Raw genomic sequence first — 16,252 nt, forward strand, 5'->3', positions numbered from 1 at the left:
GATTCCGGGGCCGGGGCGGCCCCCACCGACGTACGGTCCGGTCATGAAGAAGGCATTGGTGATCGGTGCGGCAGGGCAGATCGGGCGGCCCACGGTGCGGGCGCTCGCGGCGGACGGCTGGGAGGTGACGGCGGCCTCGCGCGGTGGCGGGCGGGACGCGGGCTGGCAGGGGGACGTACGGGCGGTGGCGTTCGACCGGGAGGACGGGGACGCCGTCGCGGCGCTCGTCGGGGACGGGGTCGACCTCGTCGTGGACCTCATCGCCTTCACGCCGGCCCACGCGCAGCAGCTCGCGGGGCTCGCCGACCGGATCGGGTCGGCGGTCGTGGCCTCCAGCGCGGCGGTGTACGAGGACGAGCAGGGGCGCGGCTTCCACACGCAGGGCGAGCCGGACGGCTGGCCGCACTATCCCGTGCCGATCCCGGAGACGCTGCGGACGGCGTCACCCGGCGACGGATCCAGGGCGCGCAAAGTGCGGATCGAACAGGACCTGCTGGCGCTCGGCGACCGGCTGCCGACGACCGTGCTGCGGCCGTCCGCCGTGCACGGTCCGTACTGCCGAACGCCCCGGGAGCTCTACTTCGTCAAGCGGAACCTCGACGGCCGCCGTACGCGCGTGCTCGCGTACAACGGCGAGAGCCGCTTCCATCCGGCGAGCGTACGGAATCTGGCGGAGCTGGTGCGGCTCGCGGCGGCGCGGCCCGGATCGCGGGTGCTGAACGCGGCGGACCCCGATCACCCCTCGGTCGCCGAGATCGGGGCGATGGTCGACGAACTGATGGGTGTGGAGACCGAGACGGTGCTCGTCGACGGTCCTCCCCCGGCGCCGAACGTCGGGGACAGCCCCTGGTCGGTACCGCACCCGCTGATCCTCGACATGTCCGCCGCCGAGCGGGAGCTCGGGTACAAGCCGGTGACGACGTACGCCGACGCGCTTCCGGAGACGGTCGAGTGGCTGGCCGGACGGCTGCGGGAGCAGGACTGGGAGACCGGTTTCCCGAAGATGGTGGCGTCGTACACGACCGGCATCTTCGACTACGCGGCCGAGGACGCCTGGCTGGCTTCCTCGGCCGCGTAGGCCTAGGGAATCGTTACGGCTTGGGCGTGGCGTGCGGCGCGCACGTCACGTCCTTGCTGTCGGTCTTCCCGGTGAGCAGGTAATTGTCGACCCGGTCGTTGATGCAGGGGTTGGTCAGACCGGTGACACCGTGCGAGCCCGCGTCCTTCTCGGTGATCAGGCGGGAGCCCTTGAAGCGCTTGTGCAGCTCGACGGCGCCCTCGTACGGGGTGGCGGCGTCGCGCTCGGACTGCACGATCAGGACCGACGGCAGGCCCTTGCCGGTCTTCACGTCGAGCGGGGTCTGCTGCTTGGTCTTCCAGGTGGCGCAGGGCAGGTTCATCCACGCGTTGGCCCACGTCATGAACGGGTACTTCTTGTGGAGCTCGGTGTTGTCCCTGTCCCACTTGGACCAGCTGGTGGGCCACTTGGCGTCGGCGCACTCGACGGCGGTGTAGACCGCGTTGCTGTTCTCGGACGCGGCGTTGCCCGCGGTGTCCGACATGTCGGGGGCGATGGCGTCGACCAGGGCCTGTGTGTCACCGGCGACGTACTTGCTCCACGTCTGGGCGACCGGCACCCACGAGGAGTCGTAGTACGGCGCGCTCTGGAAGAAGCCGATCAGCTCGGCCGGGCCGACGACCCCGCCGAGGGGGTTCTTCTTCGCGGCGGCGCGCAGGGTCTCCCACTGCTGCTGCACCTTGGCGCGGGTGTCGCCGAGGTGGAAGGTCGCGTCGTTCTTGGCGACCCAGTCCTGCCAGTCCTTCCAGCGGCCCTCGAAGGCGATGTCCTGGTTCAGGTTCGCCTGGTACCAGATGTTGCTCTTCGCCGGGTTGACGACGCTGTCGACGATCATGCGGCGGACGTGGCCCGGGAAGAGCGTGCCGTAGACGGCGCCCAGGTAGGTGCCGTAGGAGACGCCGAGGTAGTTGAGCTTCTTGTCGCCGAGGGCGGCACGGATGACGTCGAGGTCGCGCGCGGTGTTCGGCGTCGTCATCTGCGGCAGCATCTCGCCGCTCTTCTCGTAGCAGCCGTCCGCGTACTCCTTGGCGAGCTTGCGCTGGCCGAGCTTGTCCGCCTCGCTGTCGGGGACCGGGTCGGCCTTGGGCGCCTTGACGAACTCCTGCGGGTCGATGCAGGAGATCGGCGCGGAGTGGCCGACGCCGCGCGGGTCGAAGCCGACGAAGTCGTAGGCCTTCGCCATCTTGGCGTAGATCGGGTTCTTGCTGGTCACCCGGGTCGGGAAGCGCATGCCGGAGCCGCCGGGGCCACCCGGGTTGTAGACGAGGGAGCCCTGGCGCTCGTCCTTGGTGCCGGTGTTGCCGATGCGGTCGACGGCGAGCTTGATCTGCTTGCCGTTCGGCTTCGCGTAGTCGAGCGGCACGGTGACCCAGCCGCACTGGATGGGCTTGGCGATGCCCCAGTCCGCGGGGCAGTCCTTCCAGTCGATGCCGGCCTTCGCGGCCTTGGCGGCGGCGAGGGCCGCGCCGCGCGCCTGGAGGTCGGCGGTGCTGCTGCCGGACCTGGGTGCGTCGGCCTGCGCGGCGGGGGCGGAGACCGCGCCCGCTATCAGCGCCGCGGCGGCGAACGCGCCCGCGGAGCCGATCACCGCCTTCCGGCTGCCGCGCGCTGTCTGTCTGGTCCGTCTCAAGTGGGGCCTCCCGCACATCGATTCGATCCGTACGTCGATCGTGTTGCTGATCGGTACGCGGATCCTGACGCGTTCGGGGTCCCCGGCGACAGGGACTGTGGGCGTTCTTTACCAATCCGATAAACGGTATAACCCGCCCGATGAGCGGATCAGCCCAGTCGGCCCAGCACTTCGTCGAGCGTCCGGCGCAGCCGCAGGGCGTCCGGCGCGACCGCCGTGACCAGCACGGCGGGGCCCGCGAGGGGCGTGAGCGCGGCCGTACCGTCCTCGTCGAGAACGGCGGCGGACGGCTTCTCCGTCTCGAACTCCGGCCGTACGACGACCAGTTGACCGAGGGCCCGATGTCCCGCGAGGACGGCGGGACCGTCCCAGCCGCCGGGCGCGCCCGGGCCGCAGGCCAGCTCCTGGTCGAGCAGCGGACGTCCGGCCCGGTACACGGTCAGCCGGCTGGTGAGCCGACCCGGCTCCTCCGCCACGCGCCCGAGCACCTGCTCCTCGCGGAGCACGAGCCGCGCGCCCGGCGCGAGGTCGGCGCGCGTGGTGACCCGCAGATCGCTCCCGCCCGCCGAGATCAACTGCTCCGGAAGCCAGTCGAGTCGGGCCCCGTCGGCGACGTCGAGCCGTACGTCGTAACGGGCCTCGCCCTTGTTCTGCCCCGGCAGGGCGATGGTCGCGGCGATCGAGCCCACGTGCAGATGGGCGCCCTCCTCGGCGCGCGCCTCCACGGTGAGGTGGTCGCCGCCGAGCGGGCCGCTCATGGCGCCGACGAGCATGACGCGGGCCTCGTCGGCGCACGCGCCGCGCGTACGGCGCAGCGCGAACGAGCCCTCGCCCTCCATGACGGGCAGCGCGGTCGAGCCCCGCCCGTCGCCGCGCGCGACGATCCGGGCGGTGGACCGGACTCCGGCGCTCACGCGGTCCACGCGGCGAGCTGCGCCCGCACCCAGGCCGCGACGTCCCCGACGCCGACCTCGGAGCGCAGGGACTGCAGCACGACGGGGAGTTCGGCCCGCGCCTCCTTGGCGTCGGCCTCCATCCGCGCCAGGTCGGAGCCGACGTGCGGGGCGAGGTCGGTCTTGTTGATGACGAGCAGGTCGGCGGTGGTGACGCCGGGGCCGCCCTTGCGCGGGATGTCGTCGCCGCCCGCGACGTCGATCACGAAGATCTGCGCGTCGATGAGCCCCTTGGAGAAGGTGGCGGTGAGGTTGTCGCCGCCGGACTCGATGAGGATCAGGTCGAGCGGGCCGACCTCGTCCTCCAGGTCCTCGACGGCCTCCAGGTTCGCGGAGATGTCGTCACGGATCGCGGTGTGCGGGCAGGCGCCGGTCTCGACGGCGGTGATCCGCTCGGGCGGCAGCACGGCCTCGCGCAGCAGGAAGGCGGCGTCCTCGCGCGTGTAGATGTCGTTCGTGACGACGGCGAGCGAGAGCTCCTCGCGCAGCGCGCGGCACAGCGCGGCGACGGTGGCGGTCTTGCCCGACCCGACGGGCCCACCGAGCCCGATCCGCAGGGCACGCCGCGTACCGTCGGGCCGCTGAGCGTCGGCGGAAACGGCGGAGGCTTCGTCGTGGGTGTGTCCGAGGTGCATAAGAATCACGACTCCAAAGTTGAGGATTCGCCCTCCCGACCGGCGTCACCACCAGTCCGTTTGGCGATTGAGGGACGACTGGCGTCACCACCAGCCCGTCCGGCGATTGAGGACGACCGGCGTCACCACCAGCCCGTCCGGCGATTGAGGACAAGGGGGTCTGGGGGCGGAGCCCCCAGGGGTCGGGAATGGGAAGGGGCGGCGGGGGCGACTCCCGCTAGGACGCGAACAGCCGCACCGGCCAGGCCGCATGCGCCTCCGCACCGATCTCCAGCAACGGCGCGGACCCCGCAGGCAGCACATCGACACCGAGCTCAACGGCCCTCCCGGCCGCCTCCACGGCATCCGCCACCACCCGGTCCACCTCAGGCGCGAGCCGCGCAAGAACCCCGGTCGCATCAAACGGGTCGAGGCTCAACAACCGCACCACGGCGGTCGCCGCCCCGCTCACCCCTTCGTACGCGGAGCAGTACGCGGCGTCCTCCGCACCGAGCCCAGCGGCCCGCGCCGCGAGCCCGAGCACGACCGGCTGGTGCGCCCCCTTGGGGAACTGCCGCGCCAGGGCATCGAGTTCGGGATGCGGCCAGGTGGCGCGCGCGGCCCGCATCATCTGCCGCCCGAGCTTGCGCGCGGCGACCCGCAGCGCGGCCGACGGCGTACGCGCGTCGGCGGCCTCGTCGAGCGCGCAGGGGTCGACGCCGAGCGCGGCCGCCGCGGCGAGGGCGGCGGTCACGGCGCCGCTGGTGTACAGGCGGCCCCGGCAGAAGTCCTCCAGGCTCGCCGCCCCGGTGATGCGGCCCGCCTTGACGGCGGCCTCCGCCCCGCCGGAGTGGGCATGCCCTCCGGCGGGGAAGCGGCCGTCGGCCAGGACGAGCAGTGCGGCGCGCGTCATGACGTACGCACCCGGTCCGTACGCACCCGCATCAGAACAGGAAGTACCGCTGCGCGAGCGGCAGTTCGGCGGCCGGGGCGGGCTCGACGAGCTCACCGTCGATGGTCACGGCGAACGAGTCGGCGGCGACCTCGACGCGCGGCAGGGCGTCGTTGTTGACCATGTCGGACTTGCCGCGCCCACGCGTGGAGTGGATCGGCACGAACTGCCGCCCGAGACCGAGCCGCTCCGGCAGCCCGTCCTCGATCGCCCACTCGCTGGTGAAGTTGACCGAGTTGGCCTGCGGCGCCTTGCCGTACGCGCCGTACATCGGGCGCGGCAGGATCGGCTGCGGCGTGGGGATCGACGCGTTGGCGTCGCCCATCTGCGCGTACGCGATCTGGCCGCCCTTGACGACGAGCTGCGGCTTCACGCCGAAGAACTTCGGGTCCCAGAGCACCAGGTCGGCGAGCTTGCCGGGCTCCACGGAGCCGACCTCGTGCTCGATGCCCTGCGAGACGGCCGCGTTGATCGTGTACTTGGCGACGTAGCGGCGGGCGCGCGCGTTGTCGGCGCGGGTGTCGCCGGGCAGGTAGCCGCGGCGGCGCTTCATGACGTGCGCGGTCTGCCAGGTCCGCATGATGACCTCGCCGACGCGGCCCATGGCCTGCGAGTCGGAGGACATGATCGAGATGGCACCGAGGTCGTGCAGGATGTCCTCGGCCGCGATGGTGGTGGGCCGGATGCGGGACTCGGCGAAGGCCAGGTCCTCGGGCACCGCCGGGTTGAGGTGATGGCAGACCATCAGCATGTCGAGGTGTTCCTCGACGGTGTTGACGGTGTGCGGCCGCGTCGGGTTGGTGGACGACGGCAGCATGTTGGGCAGCGACACCGCGGTGATCATGTCGGGCGCGTGTCCGCCGCCCGCGCCCTCGACGTGGAAGGCGTGCAGCGTGCGCCCGGCGACCGCGTCGAAGGTGTCCTGGACGAAGCCGGCCTCGTTCAACGTGTCGGAGTGGATGGCGAGTTGGACGCCGGACTCCTCGCAGATGTCGAGACAGGCGTCGATCACGGCCGGGGTCGCGCCCCAGTCCTCGTGGATCTTGAAGCCGATGGCACCGCCGCGCAGCTGGGCGCGCATCGAGTCCTTCGACATGGTGTTGCCCTTGCCGAGGAAGCCGATGTTGACGGGGCTGTTCTCCATCGCCGCGAACATCCGGGCGAGGTGCCAGGAGCCGGGGGTGATGGTGGTCGCCTTGGACCCCTCCGCGGGGCCCGTGCCGCCGCCGACCAGCGTGGTGACGCCGGATGCGAGGGCCTCGTCGAACTGGGTCGGCGAGATGAAGTGGATGTGGGTGTCGATGCCGCCGGCGGTGACGATCTTGCCGTTGCCGGCGATGACTTCGGTGTCCGGGCCGAGGACGAGGTCGGGGTGGACGCCGTACATCGTGTCCGGGTTGCCGGACTTGCCGATCGCCGTGATGCGGCCGTCGCGGATGCCGATGTCGGCCTTGACGATGCCCCAGTGGTCGATGATCACGGCGCCGGTGATGACCGTGTCCGGGGTGCCCTCGGCGCGGGTGGCGCGCGACTGGCCCATGGACTCGCGGATGACCTTGCCGCCGCCGAAGACGGACTCGTCGCCGGAGAGGCCGGGGCCGCCGGAGCGGTCCTCCTCGATCTCGACGAGCAGGTCGGTGTCGGCGAGCCGGATCCGGTCGCCGGTGGTGGGGCCGAACAGATCGGCATAGGCGGCACGGGACAGCTCAGGCATCGAGGGCACCTCCGGTCTCGCCGCGCAGGCCGGTGACGATGCGATTGCCTGCGAGGGGTACGAGTTCGACGTCTACGGGGATGCCGGGCTCGAAGCGAACGGCGGTGCCCGCGGCGATGTTCAGCCGCTGGCCGCGGGCGGCGGCGCGGTCGAAGTCGAGGCCGGGGTTGGCCTCGTAGAAGTGGTAGTGGGAGCCCACCTGGATGGGGCGGTCGGCGGCGTTGAGCACCGTCATACGGATGACGTCGCGGCCCTCGTTGTATGCGACCGGCTCGTCGGCGAAGAGTATTTCTCCGGGAATCATGGCTGCCGCTCCCCCGTCAGACGATCGGCTCGTGAACGGTCACGAGCTTGGTGCCGTCGGGGAACGTCGCCTCGACCTGCACGTCGTGGATCATCTCGGGGATGCCGTCCATGACGTCGTCGCGGGTGAGCAACTTGCGGCCGGACGCCATGAGTTCGGCGACGGTGCGCCCGTCCCGGGCACCTTCGAGAATGTGCGAGGTGATCAGCGCGACCGCCTCGGGATGATTGAGCTTGAGACCCCGGGCCCGACGCTTCTCGGCGACATCGGATGCCACATGGATGAGCAGTCTCTCCTGCTCGTGCGGGGTCAGTTGCACGAATCCACCTCACAGTCCTTCATGCCGGACCGTGCGGGCCCGGCTGCCGCGGCCACCGCGACGGGTCTAGATGTAACACACAACAAAGATGCACATCCGTGCGGACCCTGCCGCGAAAAGCGGCCGATGACCTGGGACTGGAGGGTAATTCAGCGGAGTTTCAACGGCGTTAACCGACGCTTGACCGTCTTATTGCTGAACGCCGGGCGCGTTACCTCATCTCGGGGCCGCGATGTTCCGCGGCAATACCAAACCTTTGCTGTTCGCCGGGAGCGGACGTCAGGGTGCCAATTCGTGACACGGACGTGATCACCGGTTCATCCGCGACATCCCCGGCGGGCTCGCTCATCGCCTCGAGTCGCTCCAGGTCGGCGGCCGAGACCAGGGCGACGAGCGGCTTGCCGTGCCGGGTGACGACCACGCGCTCGCTGCCGTACACGACGCGGTTGATCAGGTCGGCGAGCTCAGCCCTGGCTTGCGTCACCGGAATCTCGTAGGCCATGCTCCCCATCGTACGTCATGTACGTCCTGTACATTTTTAAAGAAGCAGGTCCTGAAGCAGCGTCTTGAGGAGGCACCATGACCCGTCCGTCCGGCCGCTATGTCCTGCCCGAGTTCACCGAGCGCACCAGTTCGGGGAGCCGCACCCTCGACCCGTATTCGAAGCTCCTGGAAGAGCGCATCGTCTTCCTCGGGACGCCGATCGACGACATCTCGGCGAACGATGTGATGGCGCAGTTCATGCACCTCGAGTACCAGGCGCCCGACCAGGACATCTCCCTGTACATCAACTCTCCGGGCGGCTCGTTCAGTGCGATGACCGCGCTCTACGACACGATGCGGTACGTCGACTGCGACGTGGCGACGACCTGCCTGGGGCAGTGCTCGTCCGTGGCCGCGGTGCTGCTCGCGGCGGGGACGCCGGGGAAGCGGATGACGCTGCCCGGCGCGCGCGTGGTGATCGACCAGCCCTCGCTGCCCGAGCCGGCCCAGGGGCAGCCGAGCGACCTGGAGATCTACGCGAGCGAACTGGTGCGCATGCGCGACCAGTTGGAGGAGCTGCTCGCCCTGCACAGTGGTCGCTCCAAGGAACAGGTCGGCGCCGACATCGAGCGGGACACCGTGCTGACGGCGCAACAGGCCCTGGAATACGGCCTGGTGGACCACGTCGTGGAGAACCGGACCGCCACACTGCGCTCCCCCGGCGCGAGGTGATCGGCCGATGTTCCCACCCGAACTTCCGCCGCTGCCCGCGATGACCCGCGCCGAGTGCGAGCTCGTGGACCGCTACCTGGAGGTGGTCGACCTCATCGCGCGCATCAACCCGGCCCGCGGCGACGACACCTACAGCGGGCTGCGCGCGGCGCAGGCGCTGGTGAGCCGGGCAGCGGAGCTGCGGGACGCGCTGAACCTGATGCACCAGCGGGGCGAGAGCCGGGTGCACGCGAGCACCCTGGCGCGGGCGCTGCGCGTCCTTGATGGGGAGCGGCGCACCAAGCGGGTCACCCTGCCGACAGAACCGATCAGTTGAAGTCGGGGACCGATCAGTAGAAGTCGAGGCCACTCACCGAGCATCCAGAACCGCTACGGCGCGATCCAAACGGCCCGAACGAGGTACCCCGTACGGCCTAGCATCCGGTCCTTTGATGAGCCCGGCAAAGTTGCGCACGAGCCGTAGGCGGCTGCCGGAATTCGGCGTTCCGTCGCTGGTGCGGGCCTCGTCGGGGCTCGTCGGGCCGGGGCGAAAGCCGCACCGTCCACCTGAATGGGTCAAGGGTGACGAGACTCACTTACCGCCGGTTCACCTCGGTTTTCACCTGTGTCGTGCGTGAAGATCCGTTGCGACGACAAGCCCCCGCCGCCGCGGCGGGGCGGTCCGCACGGACGCCGAGTCCTGCCGCCGTGCGGATGCCAGGTCGACAGGAGTGCATCGGCAGGAGTGGAGGACCCGAGCACGACGGGCCCCCGCCGCGCCTCGTCAGAGGCCGTCGGACGGTCCTTGGGGTGAAGCCGCAGCTTGCGGCCGGGCAACTTCGCCGGCCCGAACCCGACAGGTCATCCTTCACAGGCGGCTGACGAAGGGTTGCGCATGACTGCGCTGAATCGTGTTCCGTCGCTGCTGACCCGGGCGGGTACCGCTTCCGCCCTCTCCATCGCCGTCGCCGGCGCGGGGCTCATGGTCCCCGGCGCCGCTTCCGAGGCATCAGCGGCCACGGCATCCGTCAAGGCACTGCACATTGCCGCGTCCAAGAAGGGTGCACCGTACAAGTGGGGCGCCGCCGGACCGCACCGGTTCGACTGCTCGGGCCTCACGCTCTACTCGTTCAAGCGGGCGGGCAAGAAGCTGCCGCGCACGGCTGCCCAGCAGTACAACAGGACCAAGCACATCTCAAGGTCTCACCGCGCCCGTGGTGACCTGGTGTTCTTCCGCTCCGGCCGAAGCATCTACCACGTGGGCATCTACGCCGGTAAGGGCCGCATCTGGCACTCCCCGAAGACCGGCGCCGTGGTGCGTCTCGAGCGGATCTGGACGAACAGCGTGTCGTACGGCCGGGTGCGGTGATCCGCCGCGCTCGCGCTTGAGCGTCACGCGAGCGGATACTCGTAGGGGATGAACGACCGCAACGAGACGCCGTTGGAACGCGCCGATCGGAACTTCGGAGAACTCCTTCAGGAGCTCCGGGTCATCCAGACCGGCGTGCAGTTCCTGTTCGCGTTCTTGTTGACCCTGGCGTTCACGTCGCGCTTCCCCTCGCTCGACTCGGTGCAACGGGCCACGTACGTAACGACGTTGCTCCTCACGGTCATCGCGGCCGCGCTGTTCACGGCGCCGGCCGCGGTGCACCGGATGCTGTTCAGCATGGGTGCGAAACCGCAGATAGTGCGGGTGTCCTCGCGGCTCGCGGCGTACGGGATGGTGGCGCTCGTGCTCGCGCTGAGCGGGTCCGTGCTGCTCGTGGTCGACGTGACGACCGGCAGGGCCGGTGGGATCGCGGCGGGCGTGGGGACGTTCTTCGTCTGTACGGGCCTGTGGGGACTGCTGCCCTGGCTGTTGCGGCGGGCGGTCCTCAGGCGGGGCGGGTGACCGGAGCCACCCAGGGCAGCGTGATCAGCACCGTCTTGCCGCCCTCGGGGGTCGGTCGCACCGTCAGCGTGCCGCCGCACTCCGCGGTGAGGCAGCGGATGATCACCATGCCCCGGCCGTTGTCCTGCTGGACGGCCGCCGGCAGCCGCTTGGGGTAGCGGGGGTGACTGTCGGTGACGCCGATGCGCAGCTGCTCGTCGCGCTCCAGCTCCATGTCGACGGTGAACGTGGGCGACTGCCCGAGGGTGTGCTGCACCGCGTTCGTCGCGAGTTCGGACACGATCAGGCGGACGGTGTCCGCCGCGTCGGTCCCCGGCGCCATGCCCCACTCCCCGAGCACGGTGGCGACATACCTGCGGGCGGCCGAGACCGAGGCGGGATCGCTCGGCAGCGTGACGGATGCTTCCTGGTGGTCTGCCATGGCGACGTGTCCCTTTCCCGCCGAGGTGGCTCGTCCGGCCTCGCGGATCGCTCGCGCGCGGCCCCCGGCAACTGCTTCGCGCCAGATTGCCACTTGGACGTACCCCTGTGGTGCCGATCCCCCAAGATATGCATATATCTGTCGCTCGATGCGGTGAACTCTGCGACGGTGGACCGTATTTGGGCCGAGGTACGCTCCGTCCTCTACCGTCGGCTCAGACACGCGCCCCGTGCGGGCCGGGAGGGAGTCCGGCCGGGTGGCGCGAGGAGCCCCGAGGAGTCCTCCATGAAATACGGTCCCGCGGTACGCCGCCGCAAACTCGGTGCCGAATTGCGCACGCTGCGCGTCCAGGCCGGCCTCACGAGCGGGGAGGCGGCCAGGCTCGTCGGCTGGCACCAGTCAAAAGTGAGCAGGATCGAAACCGGACGCAGCGGCGTGAAGCCTTCGGACGTGCTGCGGCTGCTCGACGCCTTCGAGGCCCGTGATCCCCGACTGCGCGAACTGGTGGTCGCGTTGGCCGGCGGGGACGAGGCGGGCGGGCACCACTGGTGGCACGCGTACCGCGGTCTGCTGCCGCCCGCGTACCGCGATTTCATCAGCCTGGAGTCCCAGGCGTGCCGCATCAGGACCCTGGAGACGAGCGTCGTACCGGGGCTTCTGCAGACACCCGAGTACGCGCAGGCGGTGACACGTTCGGTCTTGAACGGGGCGCCGGACCAGCACATCAACGCGCTGGTGGAGGTGCGGATCGCGCGCCAGGAAGTGTTGCGCGCCGACCCGCCGCTGCGGCTCACCGCCGTGCTCGACGAGGCGGTGCTGCGCAGGGAGGTGGGCGGGAACGGTGTGCTGCGACGGCAGTTGGTGCATCTGGCCGAGGCGGCATCAATGCCGCATGTCCGGATCCATGTGCTTCCGTTCTCGTCGGGTGGCCATATCGGCTTGACGGGACCTTTCGTTGTGTTCTCTTTTCCGAACACATCTGATCTGGATGTGGTTGTTCTCGACCATTTGACGAGTAGCCTCTACCTCGAGCGGAAAGAAGACCTCAAGGCGTACACCGACGCCTTCGACGCTCTTCTGCTCCATGCCAGGTCACCCGAGGATTCACTGGAATTCATCGCGGAGATTGCCGGGTAAGCGAGGACGCCGACACCTCGTCGTGCGCCGGCACCGCGTGAGGAGGCATCATGGCCATTGCCCGCAGCACGTCGCTGAGCGGTGTCCGATGGCGGCGCAGCAGCCGCAGCACGGGCGCCAACAACTGTGTGGAGACGGCCTCGTTGAGGTCGGGTGCGCCGGCCGGTCTGCTGGCCGTCCGCGACTCCAAGCGCACGACGGGGCCCGCGCTCCTGTTCACGTCCGCTAGTTGGCGGGCGTTCGTCAACTCCCTTCGGTAGCCGCCCCGTTGGGAGCGGTGCGGCTGATCACTCGGACGGCCTCGGTGACCTCGGTCTCCGTGAGGTCGGCGCGGGCGGTCAGCCGTAGCCGCGCGATGCCGTCGGGCACGGAGGGCGGCCTGAAGCACCCCACCGAGAGCCCCGCGTCCCGGCAGTCCGCCGCCCAGCGGACCGCCGCATCGGGCGAGGGGGCACGCACGGAGACGACCGCGGCATCGGGACGGACCGCCAACAGGCCTTCCTTCTCCAGTAGTTGATGCAGAGACGTCGCCACGTCCCGTGCGCGCGCGGCGCGTTCCGGCTCGCGGCGCAGCAGACGCAGCGCCGCGAGGGCCGCGCCGCAGGCGGCGGGGGCGAGGCCCGTGTCGAAGATGAACGTGCGGGCCGCGTTGACGAGATGGTCGATGACATGGGCCGGGCCGAGCACCGCGCCGCCCTGGCTGCCGAGGGACTTGGAGAGGGTGACACTGACGACGGTGTCGGCCGCGCCCGCGAGTCCCGCCGCGTACGGAACGCCGCGCCCGCCGGAGCCCACGACGCCGAGCCCGTGCGCGTCGTCGATGATCAGACCGGCCCCGAACTCCCTTGCCACCTGAGCAAGTTCGCCGATCGGCGCCCGGTCACCGTCCACCGAGAAGACCGAGTCGGTGACGACGACGGCCGGTCCTTCGTGCGTACCGAGCGCCTTGCGGACGGCTTCCGGGTCCGCGTGCGGAGCCACCTGGGTGGCGCCGCGGGCGAGCCGGCATCCGTCGATGAGCGAGGCGTGGTTGCCCGCGTCGGACACGATCAGTGAACCGTGAGGGGCGAGCGCGGTGACGGCCGCGAGGTTCGCCGCATACCCGGAGGAGAACACGAGGGCCGCCTCGAAACCGCAGAACTCGGCCAGCTCACGCTCAAGTTGGGCGTGCAGCTCGGTGCTGCCCGTGACCAGCCGGGATCCGGTGGCCCCGCCGCCCCATCTGCGCGCGGCCCCGGCCGCGCCCTCGACGACCTCGGGGTGCCGGGCGAGGCCCAGATAGTCATTGCTCGCGAGGTCGAGCATCGGGCTTTCCGCGGGGCGCGGGCGCAGGGCGCGGACGAGCCCGGCGGCATCGCGGGCGCGCCGCTCTGTACCGATCCAGCCGAACGCGGGTGTGTGGGGCGTGGCCATGAGTCCCTCTGCGAGTCCGGCAATGGGTGAGCGGTGCTTTGTAGGTAATGCACAGACACTAGCGCCCGCGCCACTCGGGCAGGATGTGGCAATACCCACACGCCGTACGCCGTCCTTTGTAGAGAGTCTCCTTTCCCCGAGAGCACGGGATAGGTAAGGATCAGGGCCCATGGACCTGCTGAACACGCTGGTGGACAAGGGGCTTCGGCGCGAACTGCCGAGCCGTGAAGAGGCGCTCGCGGTGCTCGCGACGTCGGACGACGAACTGCTCGATGTGGTGGCCGCGGCCGGCAAGGTGCGCCGCCAATGGTTCGGGCGGCGGGTGAAACTCAACTATCTGGTGAACCTCAAGTCGGGCCTTTGCCCGGAGGACTGCTCGTACTGCTCGCAGCGCCTCGGTTCGAAGGCGGAGATCCTCAAGTACACGTGGCTGAAGCCCGACGAGGCCTCGAAGGCGGCGGCCGCCGGGGTCGCGGGCGGCGCCAAGCGGGTGTGTCTGGTGGCGAGCGGGCGCGGCCCGACGGACAAGGACGTGGACCGGGTCGCGAAGACGATCGACGCGATCAAGTCCGAGAACGAGGACGTCGAGGTGTGCGCCTGCCTCGGCCTGCTCGACGAGGGGCAGGCCGAGCGCCTTCGCGGCGCGGGGGCGGACGCGTACAACCACAACCTCAACACCTCCGAGGCGACGTACGGCGACATCACCACGACGCACACGTACGCGGACCGCGTCGACACCGTGAAGAAGGCGCACGCGGCGGGGCTCTCCGCCTGTTCCGGCCTGATCGCGGGCATGGGCGAGAGCGACGGGGACCTGGTCGATGTCGTGTACGGGCTGCGGGAGTTGGACCCCGACTCGGTGCCGGTCAACTTCCTGATCCCGTTCGAGGGGACACCGCTGGCCAAGGAGTGGAACCTGACGCCGCAGCGGTGTCTGCGGATCCTGGCCATGGTGCGGTTCGTGTGCCCGGACGTGGAGGTGCGGATCGCGGGTGGCCGCGAGGTGCATCTGCGGTCGATGCAGCCGCTCGCGCTGCACATCGCCAACTCCATCTTCCTGGGCGACTACTTGACGAGCGAGGGCCAGGCCGGGAAGGCCGACCTCGACATGATCGCGGACGCGGGGTTCGAGGTGGAGGGCGCCGAGCAGGTGACGCTGCCGGAGCACCGGGCCGGGGGCGGCTGCGGGTCGGCCTGTGCACCTTCGCCGGAGGCTGAGAGCAAGGCCGACACCGAGGCCGGGACCGGAGCCGATGAGGCGCGGACCGATGAGGCGCGGACCGATCTCGTCACCGTACGTCGCCGGGGTGCGGGGACGGATCTGGCGCCCAATGCCTGAACTGGACCTGGACGAACTGCTCGACCTGGACCGCCGCCACGTCTGGCACCCGTACGGTCCGATGCCCGGCACGCAGCAGCCCCTGGTCGTCGAGTCGGCGGCCGGGGTGCGGCTGCGGGTCGCGGGGCACGGCGAGCTGGTGGACGGGATGTCGTCGTGGTGGTCGGCGATCCACGGCTACGGCCACCCGGTGCTCGACGAGGCGGCGCGCGGCCAGTTGGACCGGATGAGCCATGTGATGTTCGGCGGCCTGACGCACGAGCCGGCGGTACGGCTCGTGGAACGCCTTGTCGACATGTCGCCGGAGGGCCTGGAGCACGTCTTCCTCGCCGATTCGGGGTCCGTGTCGGTCGAGGTCGCGCTGAAGATGTGTCTGCAGTACTGGCGCTCGCTCGGCCGGCCCGAGAAGCGGCGGATGCTGACGTGGCGCGGTGGTTACCACGGTGACACCTGGCAGCCGATGTCCGTGTGCGACCCGGAGGGCGGGATGCACGGGCTGTGGGCGGGGGTGCTGCAGGAGCAGATCTTCGTGCCCGGGCCGCCGAGCGGCTTCGACGCGTACGAGGAGTCGTACGCGGAGCAGCTGCGGGAGGCGATCGGCCGACACGCGCACGAGGTGGCGGCGGTGATCGTGGAGCCGGTGGTGCAGGGCGCGGGCGGGATGCGGTTCCACTCCCCCGCGTATCTGCGGGTGCTGCGGGAGGCGTGCGACGCGCACGATGTGCTGCTGGTGTTCGACGAGATCGCCACGGGGTTCGGGCGGACCGGTGAGCTGTTCGCGGCCGGGCACGCGGGGGTGTCGCCCGATGTGATGTGCGTCGGGAAGGCGTTGACCGGCGGCTATCTGACGATGGCGGCGACGCTGTGCACGGCGCGGGTCGCCGAGGGGATCTCGCGGGGCGAGGTGCCGGTGCTCGCGCACGGGCCGACGTTCATGGGGAACCCGCTGGCGTCGGCGATCGCGTGCGCGTCGATCGATCTGCTGCTGGAGCAGGACTGGCGCAGCGAGGTGAAGCGGATCGAGGCCGGGCTCAGCGAGGGGTTGGCGGGGGCCGGCGAGCTGGCCGGGGTGCGGGATGTGCGCGTCCTCGGCGCCATCGGCGTCGTCCAGCTCGACCGCGAGGTCGACATGGCGGCGGCGACGCGGGCGGCGGTCGCGGAGGGTGTGTGGCTGCGGCCGTTCCGGGACCTCGTCTACACGATGCCGCCGTACGTCACGAGTGACGAGGACGTGGCACGGATCGCTCGTGCGGTGTGCGCGGTCGCTGCCGCCGCTTCAGGGGAAAGGTGAGT

Annotated in this window: 19 protein-coding genes and 1 riboswitch; of the genes, 9 read left to right on the forward strand and 10 right to left on the reverse strand. The window is 70.4% G+C overall.

The features are described from left to right. Window positions 1-43 precede the first annotated feature (43 nt). The gene (locus ACYSUO_RS09600; RefSeq protein ID WP_461775632.1) at window positions 44-1,078 is read left to right on the forward strand and encodes an NAD-dependent epimerase/dehydratase family protein; all 1,035 of its coding nucleotides are present in this window, start codon (window positions 44-46) and stop codon (window positions 1,076-1,078) included. A 13-nt stretch (window positions 1,079-1,091) separates the two neighbouring features. Here the strand turns inward: ACYSUO_RS09600 and ACYSUO_RS09605 are convergent, their stop codons facing one another. The 8 genes from ACYSUO_RS09605 to ACYSUO_RS09640 all read right to left on the reverse strand — a co-directional run bounded on the left by ACYSUO_RS09605 (window position 1,092) and on the right by ACYSUO_RS09640 (window position 8,066). After that, window positions 1,092-2,708: an alpha/beta hydrolase gene (locus ACYSUO_RS09605; RefSeq protein WP_461775633.1), complete on the reverse strand. Its 1,617-nt coding sequence runs from the start codon at window positions 2,706-2,708 to the stop codon at window positions 1,092-1,094. Between the two features lie 149 nt (window positions 2,709-2,857). After that, a complete protein-coding gene (locus ACYSUO_RS09610; protein WP_461775634.1) occupies window positions 2,858-3,622 on the reverse strand; it encodes an urease accessory protein UreD in 765 nt (254 codons plus the stop codon). Continuing rightward, window positions 3,619-4,296 carry an urease accessory protein UreG gene (ureG, locus tag ACYSUO_RS09615; protein WP_327664530.1) on the reverse strand — a complete coding sequence of 226 codons (678 nt, stop codon included), beginning with the start codon at window positions 4,294-4,296 and terminating at the stop codon, window positions 3,619-3,621. The genes ACYSUO_RS09610 and ureG overlap by 4 nt, the downstream gene beginning before the upstream one ends. A gap of 217 nt (window positions 4,297-4,513) precedes the next feature. Continuing rightward, window positions 4,514-5,188 carry an urease accessory protein UreF gene (locus ACYSUO_RS09620; RefSeq protein ID WP_461775635.1) on the reverse strand — a complete coding sequence of 225 codons (675 nt, stop codon included), beginning with the start codon at window positions 5,186-5,188 and terminating at the stop codon, window positions 4,514-4,516. 31 nt (window positions 5,189-5,219) lie between these two features. Continuing rightward, window positions 5,220-6,941 carry an urease subunit alpha gene (locus ACYSUO_RS09625; protein WP_461775636.1) on the reverse strand — a complete coding sequence of 574 codons (1,722 nt, stop codon included), beginning with the start codon at window positions 6,939-6,941 and terminating at the stop codon, window positions 5,220-5,222. Next, window positions 6,934-7,245 carry an urease subunit beta gene (locus ACYSUO_RS09630; protein WP_461775637.1) on the reverse strand — a complete coding sequence of 104 codons (312 nt, stop codon included), beginning with the start codon at window positions 7,243-7,245 and terminating at the stop codon, window positions 6,934-6,936. Before ACYSUO_RS09630 ends, ACYSUO_RS09625 begins: the two co-directional genes overlap by 8 nt. 16 nt (window positions 7,246-7,261) lie before the next feature. Next, window positions 7,262-7,564, reverse strand: coding sequence for an urease subunit gamma (locus ACYSUO_RS09635; RefSeq protein WP_326020178.1), 303 nt, complete (start codon window positions 7,562-7,564; stop codon window positions 7,262-7,264). Between the two features lie 211 nt (window positions 7,565-7,775). Next, window positions 7,776-8,066, reverse strand: a complete 291-nt coding sequence (locus ACYSUO_RS09640) for a type II toxin-antitoxin system Phd/YefM family antitoxin (protein ID WP_461775638.1) — start codon at window positions 8,064-8,066, stop codon at window positions 7,776-7,778. Between the two features lie 77 nt (window positions 8,067-8,143). On the opposite strand from ACYSUO_RS09640, the gene ACYSUO_RS09645 reads away from it, so the two are divergent. From ACYSUO_RS09645 to ACYSUO_RS09660, 4 genes are all read left to right on the forward strand, one after another. After that, window positions 8,144-8,779, forward strand: a complete 636-nt coding sequence (locus tag ACYSUO_RS09645; protein ID WP_461775639.1) for an ATP-dependent Clp protease proteolytic subunit — start codon at window positions 8,144-8,146, stop codon at window positions 8,777-8,779. A 7-nt stretch (window positions 8,780-8,786) separates the two neighbouring features. Beyond that, the gene (locus tag ACYSUO_RS09650) at window positions 8,787-9,095 is read left to right on the forward strand and encodes a hypothetical protein (protein WP_461775640.1); all 309 of its coding nucleotides are present in this window, start codon (window positions 8,787-8,789) and stop codon (window positions 9,093-9,095) included. Window positions 9,096-9,520: 425 nt separating this feature from the next. Continuing rightward, window positions 9,521-9,650: riboswitch (cyclic di-AMP (ydaO/yuaA leader) on the forward strand. Between the two features lie 3 nt (window positions 9,651-9,653). Further along, window positions 9,654-10,127 carry a C40 family peptidase gene (locus ACYSUO_RS09655; protein WP_461775641.1) on the forward strand — a complete coding sequence of 158 codons (474 nt, stop codon included), beginning with the start codon at window positions 9,654-9,656 and terminating at the stop codon, window positions 10,125-10,127. A gap of 48 nt (window positions 10,128-10,175) precedes the next feature. Continuing rightward, a complete protein-coding gene (locus ACYSUO_RS09660) occupies window positions 10,176-10,649 on the forward strand; it encodes a DUF6328 family protein (protein ID WP_461775642.1) in 474 nt (157 codons plus the stop codon). On the opposite strand, the gene ACYSUO_RS09665 is transcribed toward ACYSUO_RS09660, so the two are convergent. Next, the gene (locus ACYSUO_RS09665; protein WP_461775643.1) at window positions 10,633-11,070 is read right to left on the reverse strand and encodes an ATP-binding protein; all 438 of its coding nucleotides are present in this window, start codon (window positions 11,068-11,070) and stop codon (window positions 10,633-10,635) included. The two genes, ACYSUO_RS09660 and ACYSUO_RS09665, sit on opposite strands and share 17 nt — an antisense overlap. A gap of 285 nt (window positions 11,071-11,355) precedes the next feature. Between ACYSUO_RS09665 and ACYSUO_RS09670 the strand changes: the two genes are divergently transcribed. Then, on the forward strand, window positions 11,356-12,207 hold the full coding sequence (locus ACYSUO_RS09670) for a helix-turn-helix domain-containing protein (protein WP_461775644.1): 852 nt from the start codon (window positions 11,356-11,358) through the stop codon (window positions 12,205-12,207). Between the two features lie 50 nt (window positions 12,208-12,257). After that, window positions 12,258-12,467 (forward strand): DUF397 domain-containing protein, encoded by a 210-nt coding sequence (locus ACYSUO_RS09675; RefSeq protein WP_426905190.1) that lies wholly within the window; start codon window positions 12,258-12,260, stop codon window positions 12,465-12,467. Here the strand turns inward: ACYSUO_RS09675 and ACYSUO_RS09680 are convergent. Further along, the gene (locus ACYSUO_RS09680; RefSeq protein WP_461775645.1) at window positions 12,451-13,620 is read right to left on the reverse strand and encodes an 8-amino-7-oxononanoate synthase; all 1,170 of its coding nucleotides are present in this window, start codon (window positions 13,618-13,620) and stop codon (window positions 12,451-12,453) included. The two genes, ACYSUO_RS09675 and ACYSUO_RS09680, sit on opposite strands and share 17 nt — an antisense overlap. A 169-nt stretch (window positions 13,621-13,789) precedes the next feature. Between ACYSUO_RS09680 and bioB the strand changes: the two genes are divergently transcribed. Together bioB and ACYSUO_RS09690 are read left to right on the forward strand one after the other, a co-directional pair. Beyond that, window positions 13,790-14,959, forward strand: a complete 1,170-nt coding sequence (gene bioB, locus ACYSUO_RS09685) for a biotin synthase BioB (RefSeq protein ID WP_461775646.1) — start codon at window positions 13,790-13,792, stop codon at window positions 14,957-14,959. Continuing rightward, window positions 14,952-16,250, forward strand: coding sequence for an adenosylmethionine--8-amino-7-oxononanoate transaminase (locus ACYSUO_RS09690; RefSeq protein ID WP_461775647.1), 1,299 nt, complete (start codon window positions 14,952-14,954; stop codon window positions 16,248-16,250). The genes bioB and ACYSUO_RS09690 overlap by 8 nt, the downstream gene beginning before the upstream one ends. The last annotated feature ends 2 nt before the right edge of the window (window positions 16,251-16,252 follow it).

It is taken from the genome of Streptomyces sp. UC4497, assembly GCF_054871485.1.

Coding starts and splice junctions, on each gene's coding strand:
- ureG (WP_327664530.1), bottom strand. CDS start 4,296: ATGCACCTCGGACACACCCACGACGAAGCCTCCGCCGTTTCCGCCGAC.
- ACYSUO_RS09645 (WP_461775639.1), top strand. CDS start 8,144: ATGACCCGTCCGTCCGGCCGCTATGTCCTGCCCGAGTTCACCGAGCGC.
- ACYSUO_RS09665 (WP_461775643.1), bottom strand. CDS start 11,070: ATGGCAGACCACCAGGAAGCATCCGTCACGCTGCCGAGCGATCCCGCC.
- ACYSUO_RS09655 (WP_461775641.1), top strand. CDS start 9,654: ATGACTGCGCTGAATCGTGTTCCGTCGCTGCTGACCCGGGCGGGTACC.
- ACYSUO_RS09620 (WP_461775635.1), bottom strand. CDS start 5,188: ATGACGCGCGCCGCACTGCTCGTCCTGGCCGACGGCCGCTTCCCCGCC.
- ACYSUO_RS09690 (WP_461775647.1), top strand. CDS start 14,952: ATGCCTGAACTGGACCTGGACGAACTGCTCGACCTGGACCGCCGCCAC.
- ACYSUO_RS09650 (WP_461775640.1), top strand. CDS start 8,787: ATGTTCCCACCCGAACTTCCGCCGCTGCCCGCGATGACCCGCGCCGAG.
- ACYSUO_RS09600 (WP_461775632.1), top strand. CDS start 44: ATGAAGAAGGCATTGGTGATCGGTGCGGCAGGGCAGATCGGGCGGCCC.
- ACYSUO_RS09670 (WP_461775644.1), top strand. CDS start 11,356: ATGAAATACGGTCCCGCGGTACGCCGCCGCAAACTCGGTGCCGAATTG.
- bioB (WP_461775646.1), top strand. CDS start 13,790: ATGGACCTGCTGAACACGCTGGTGGACAAGGGGCTTCGGCGCGAACTG.
- ACYSUO_RS09630 (WP_461775637.1), bottom strand. CDS start 7,245: ATGATTCCCGGAGAAATACTCTTCGCCGACGAGCCGGTCGCATACAAC.
- ACYSUO_RS09660 (WP_461775642.1), top strand. CDS start 10,176: ATGAACGACCGCAACGAGACGCCGTTGGAACGCGCCGATCGGAACTTC.
- ACYSUO_RS09640 (WP_461775638.1), bottom strand. CDS start 8,066: ATGGCCTACGAGATTCCGGTGACGCAAGCCAGGGCTGAGCTCGCCGAC.
- ACYSUO_RS09675 (WP_426905190.1), top strand. CDS start 12,258: ATGGCCATTGCCCGCAGCACGTCGCTGAGCGGTGTCCGATGGCGGCGC.
- ACYSUO_RS09680 (WP_461775645.1), bottom strand. CDS start 13,620: ATGGCCACGCCCCACACACCCGCGTTCGGCTGGATCGGTACAGAGCGG.
- ACYSUO_RS09625 (WP_461775636.1), bottom strand. CDS start 6,941: ATGCCTGAGCTGTCCCGTGCCGCCTATGCCGATCTGTTCGGCCCCACC.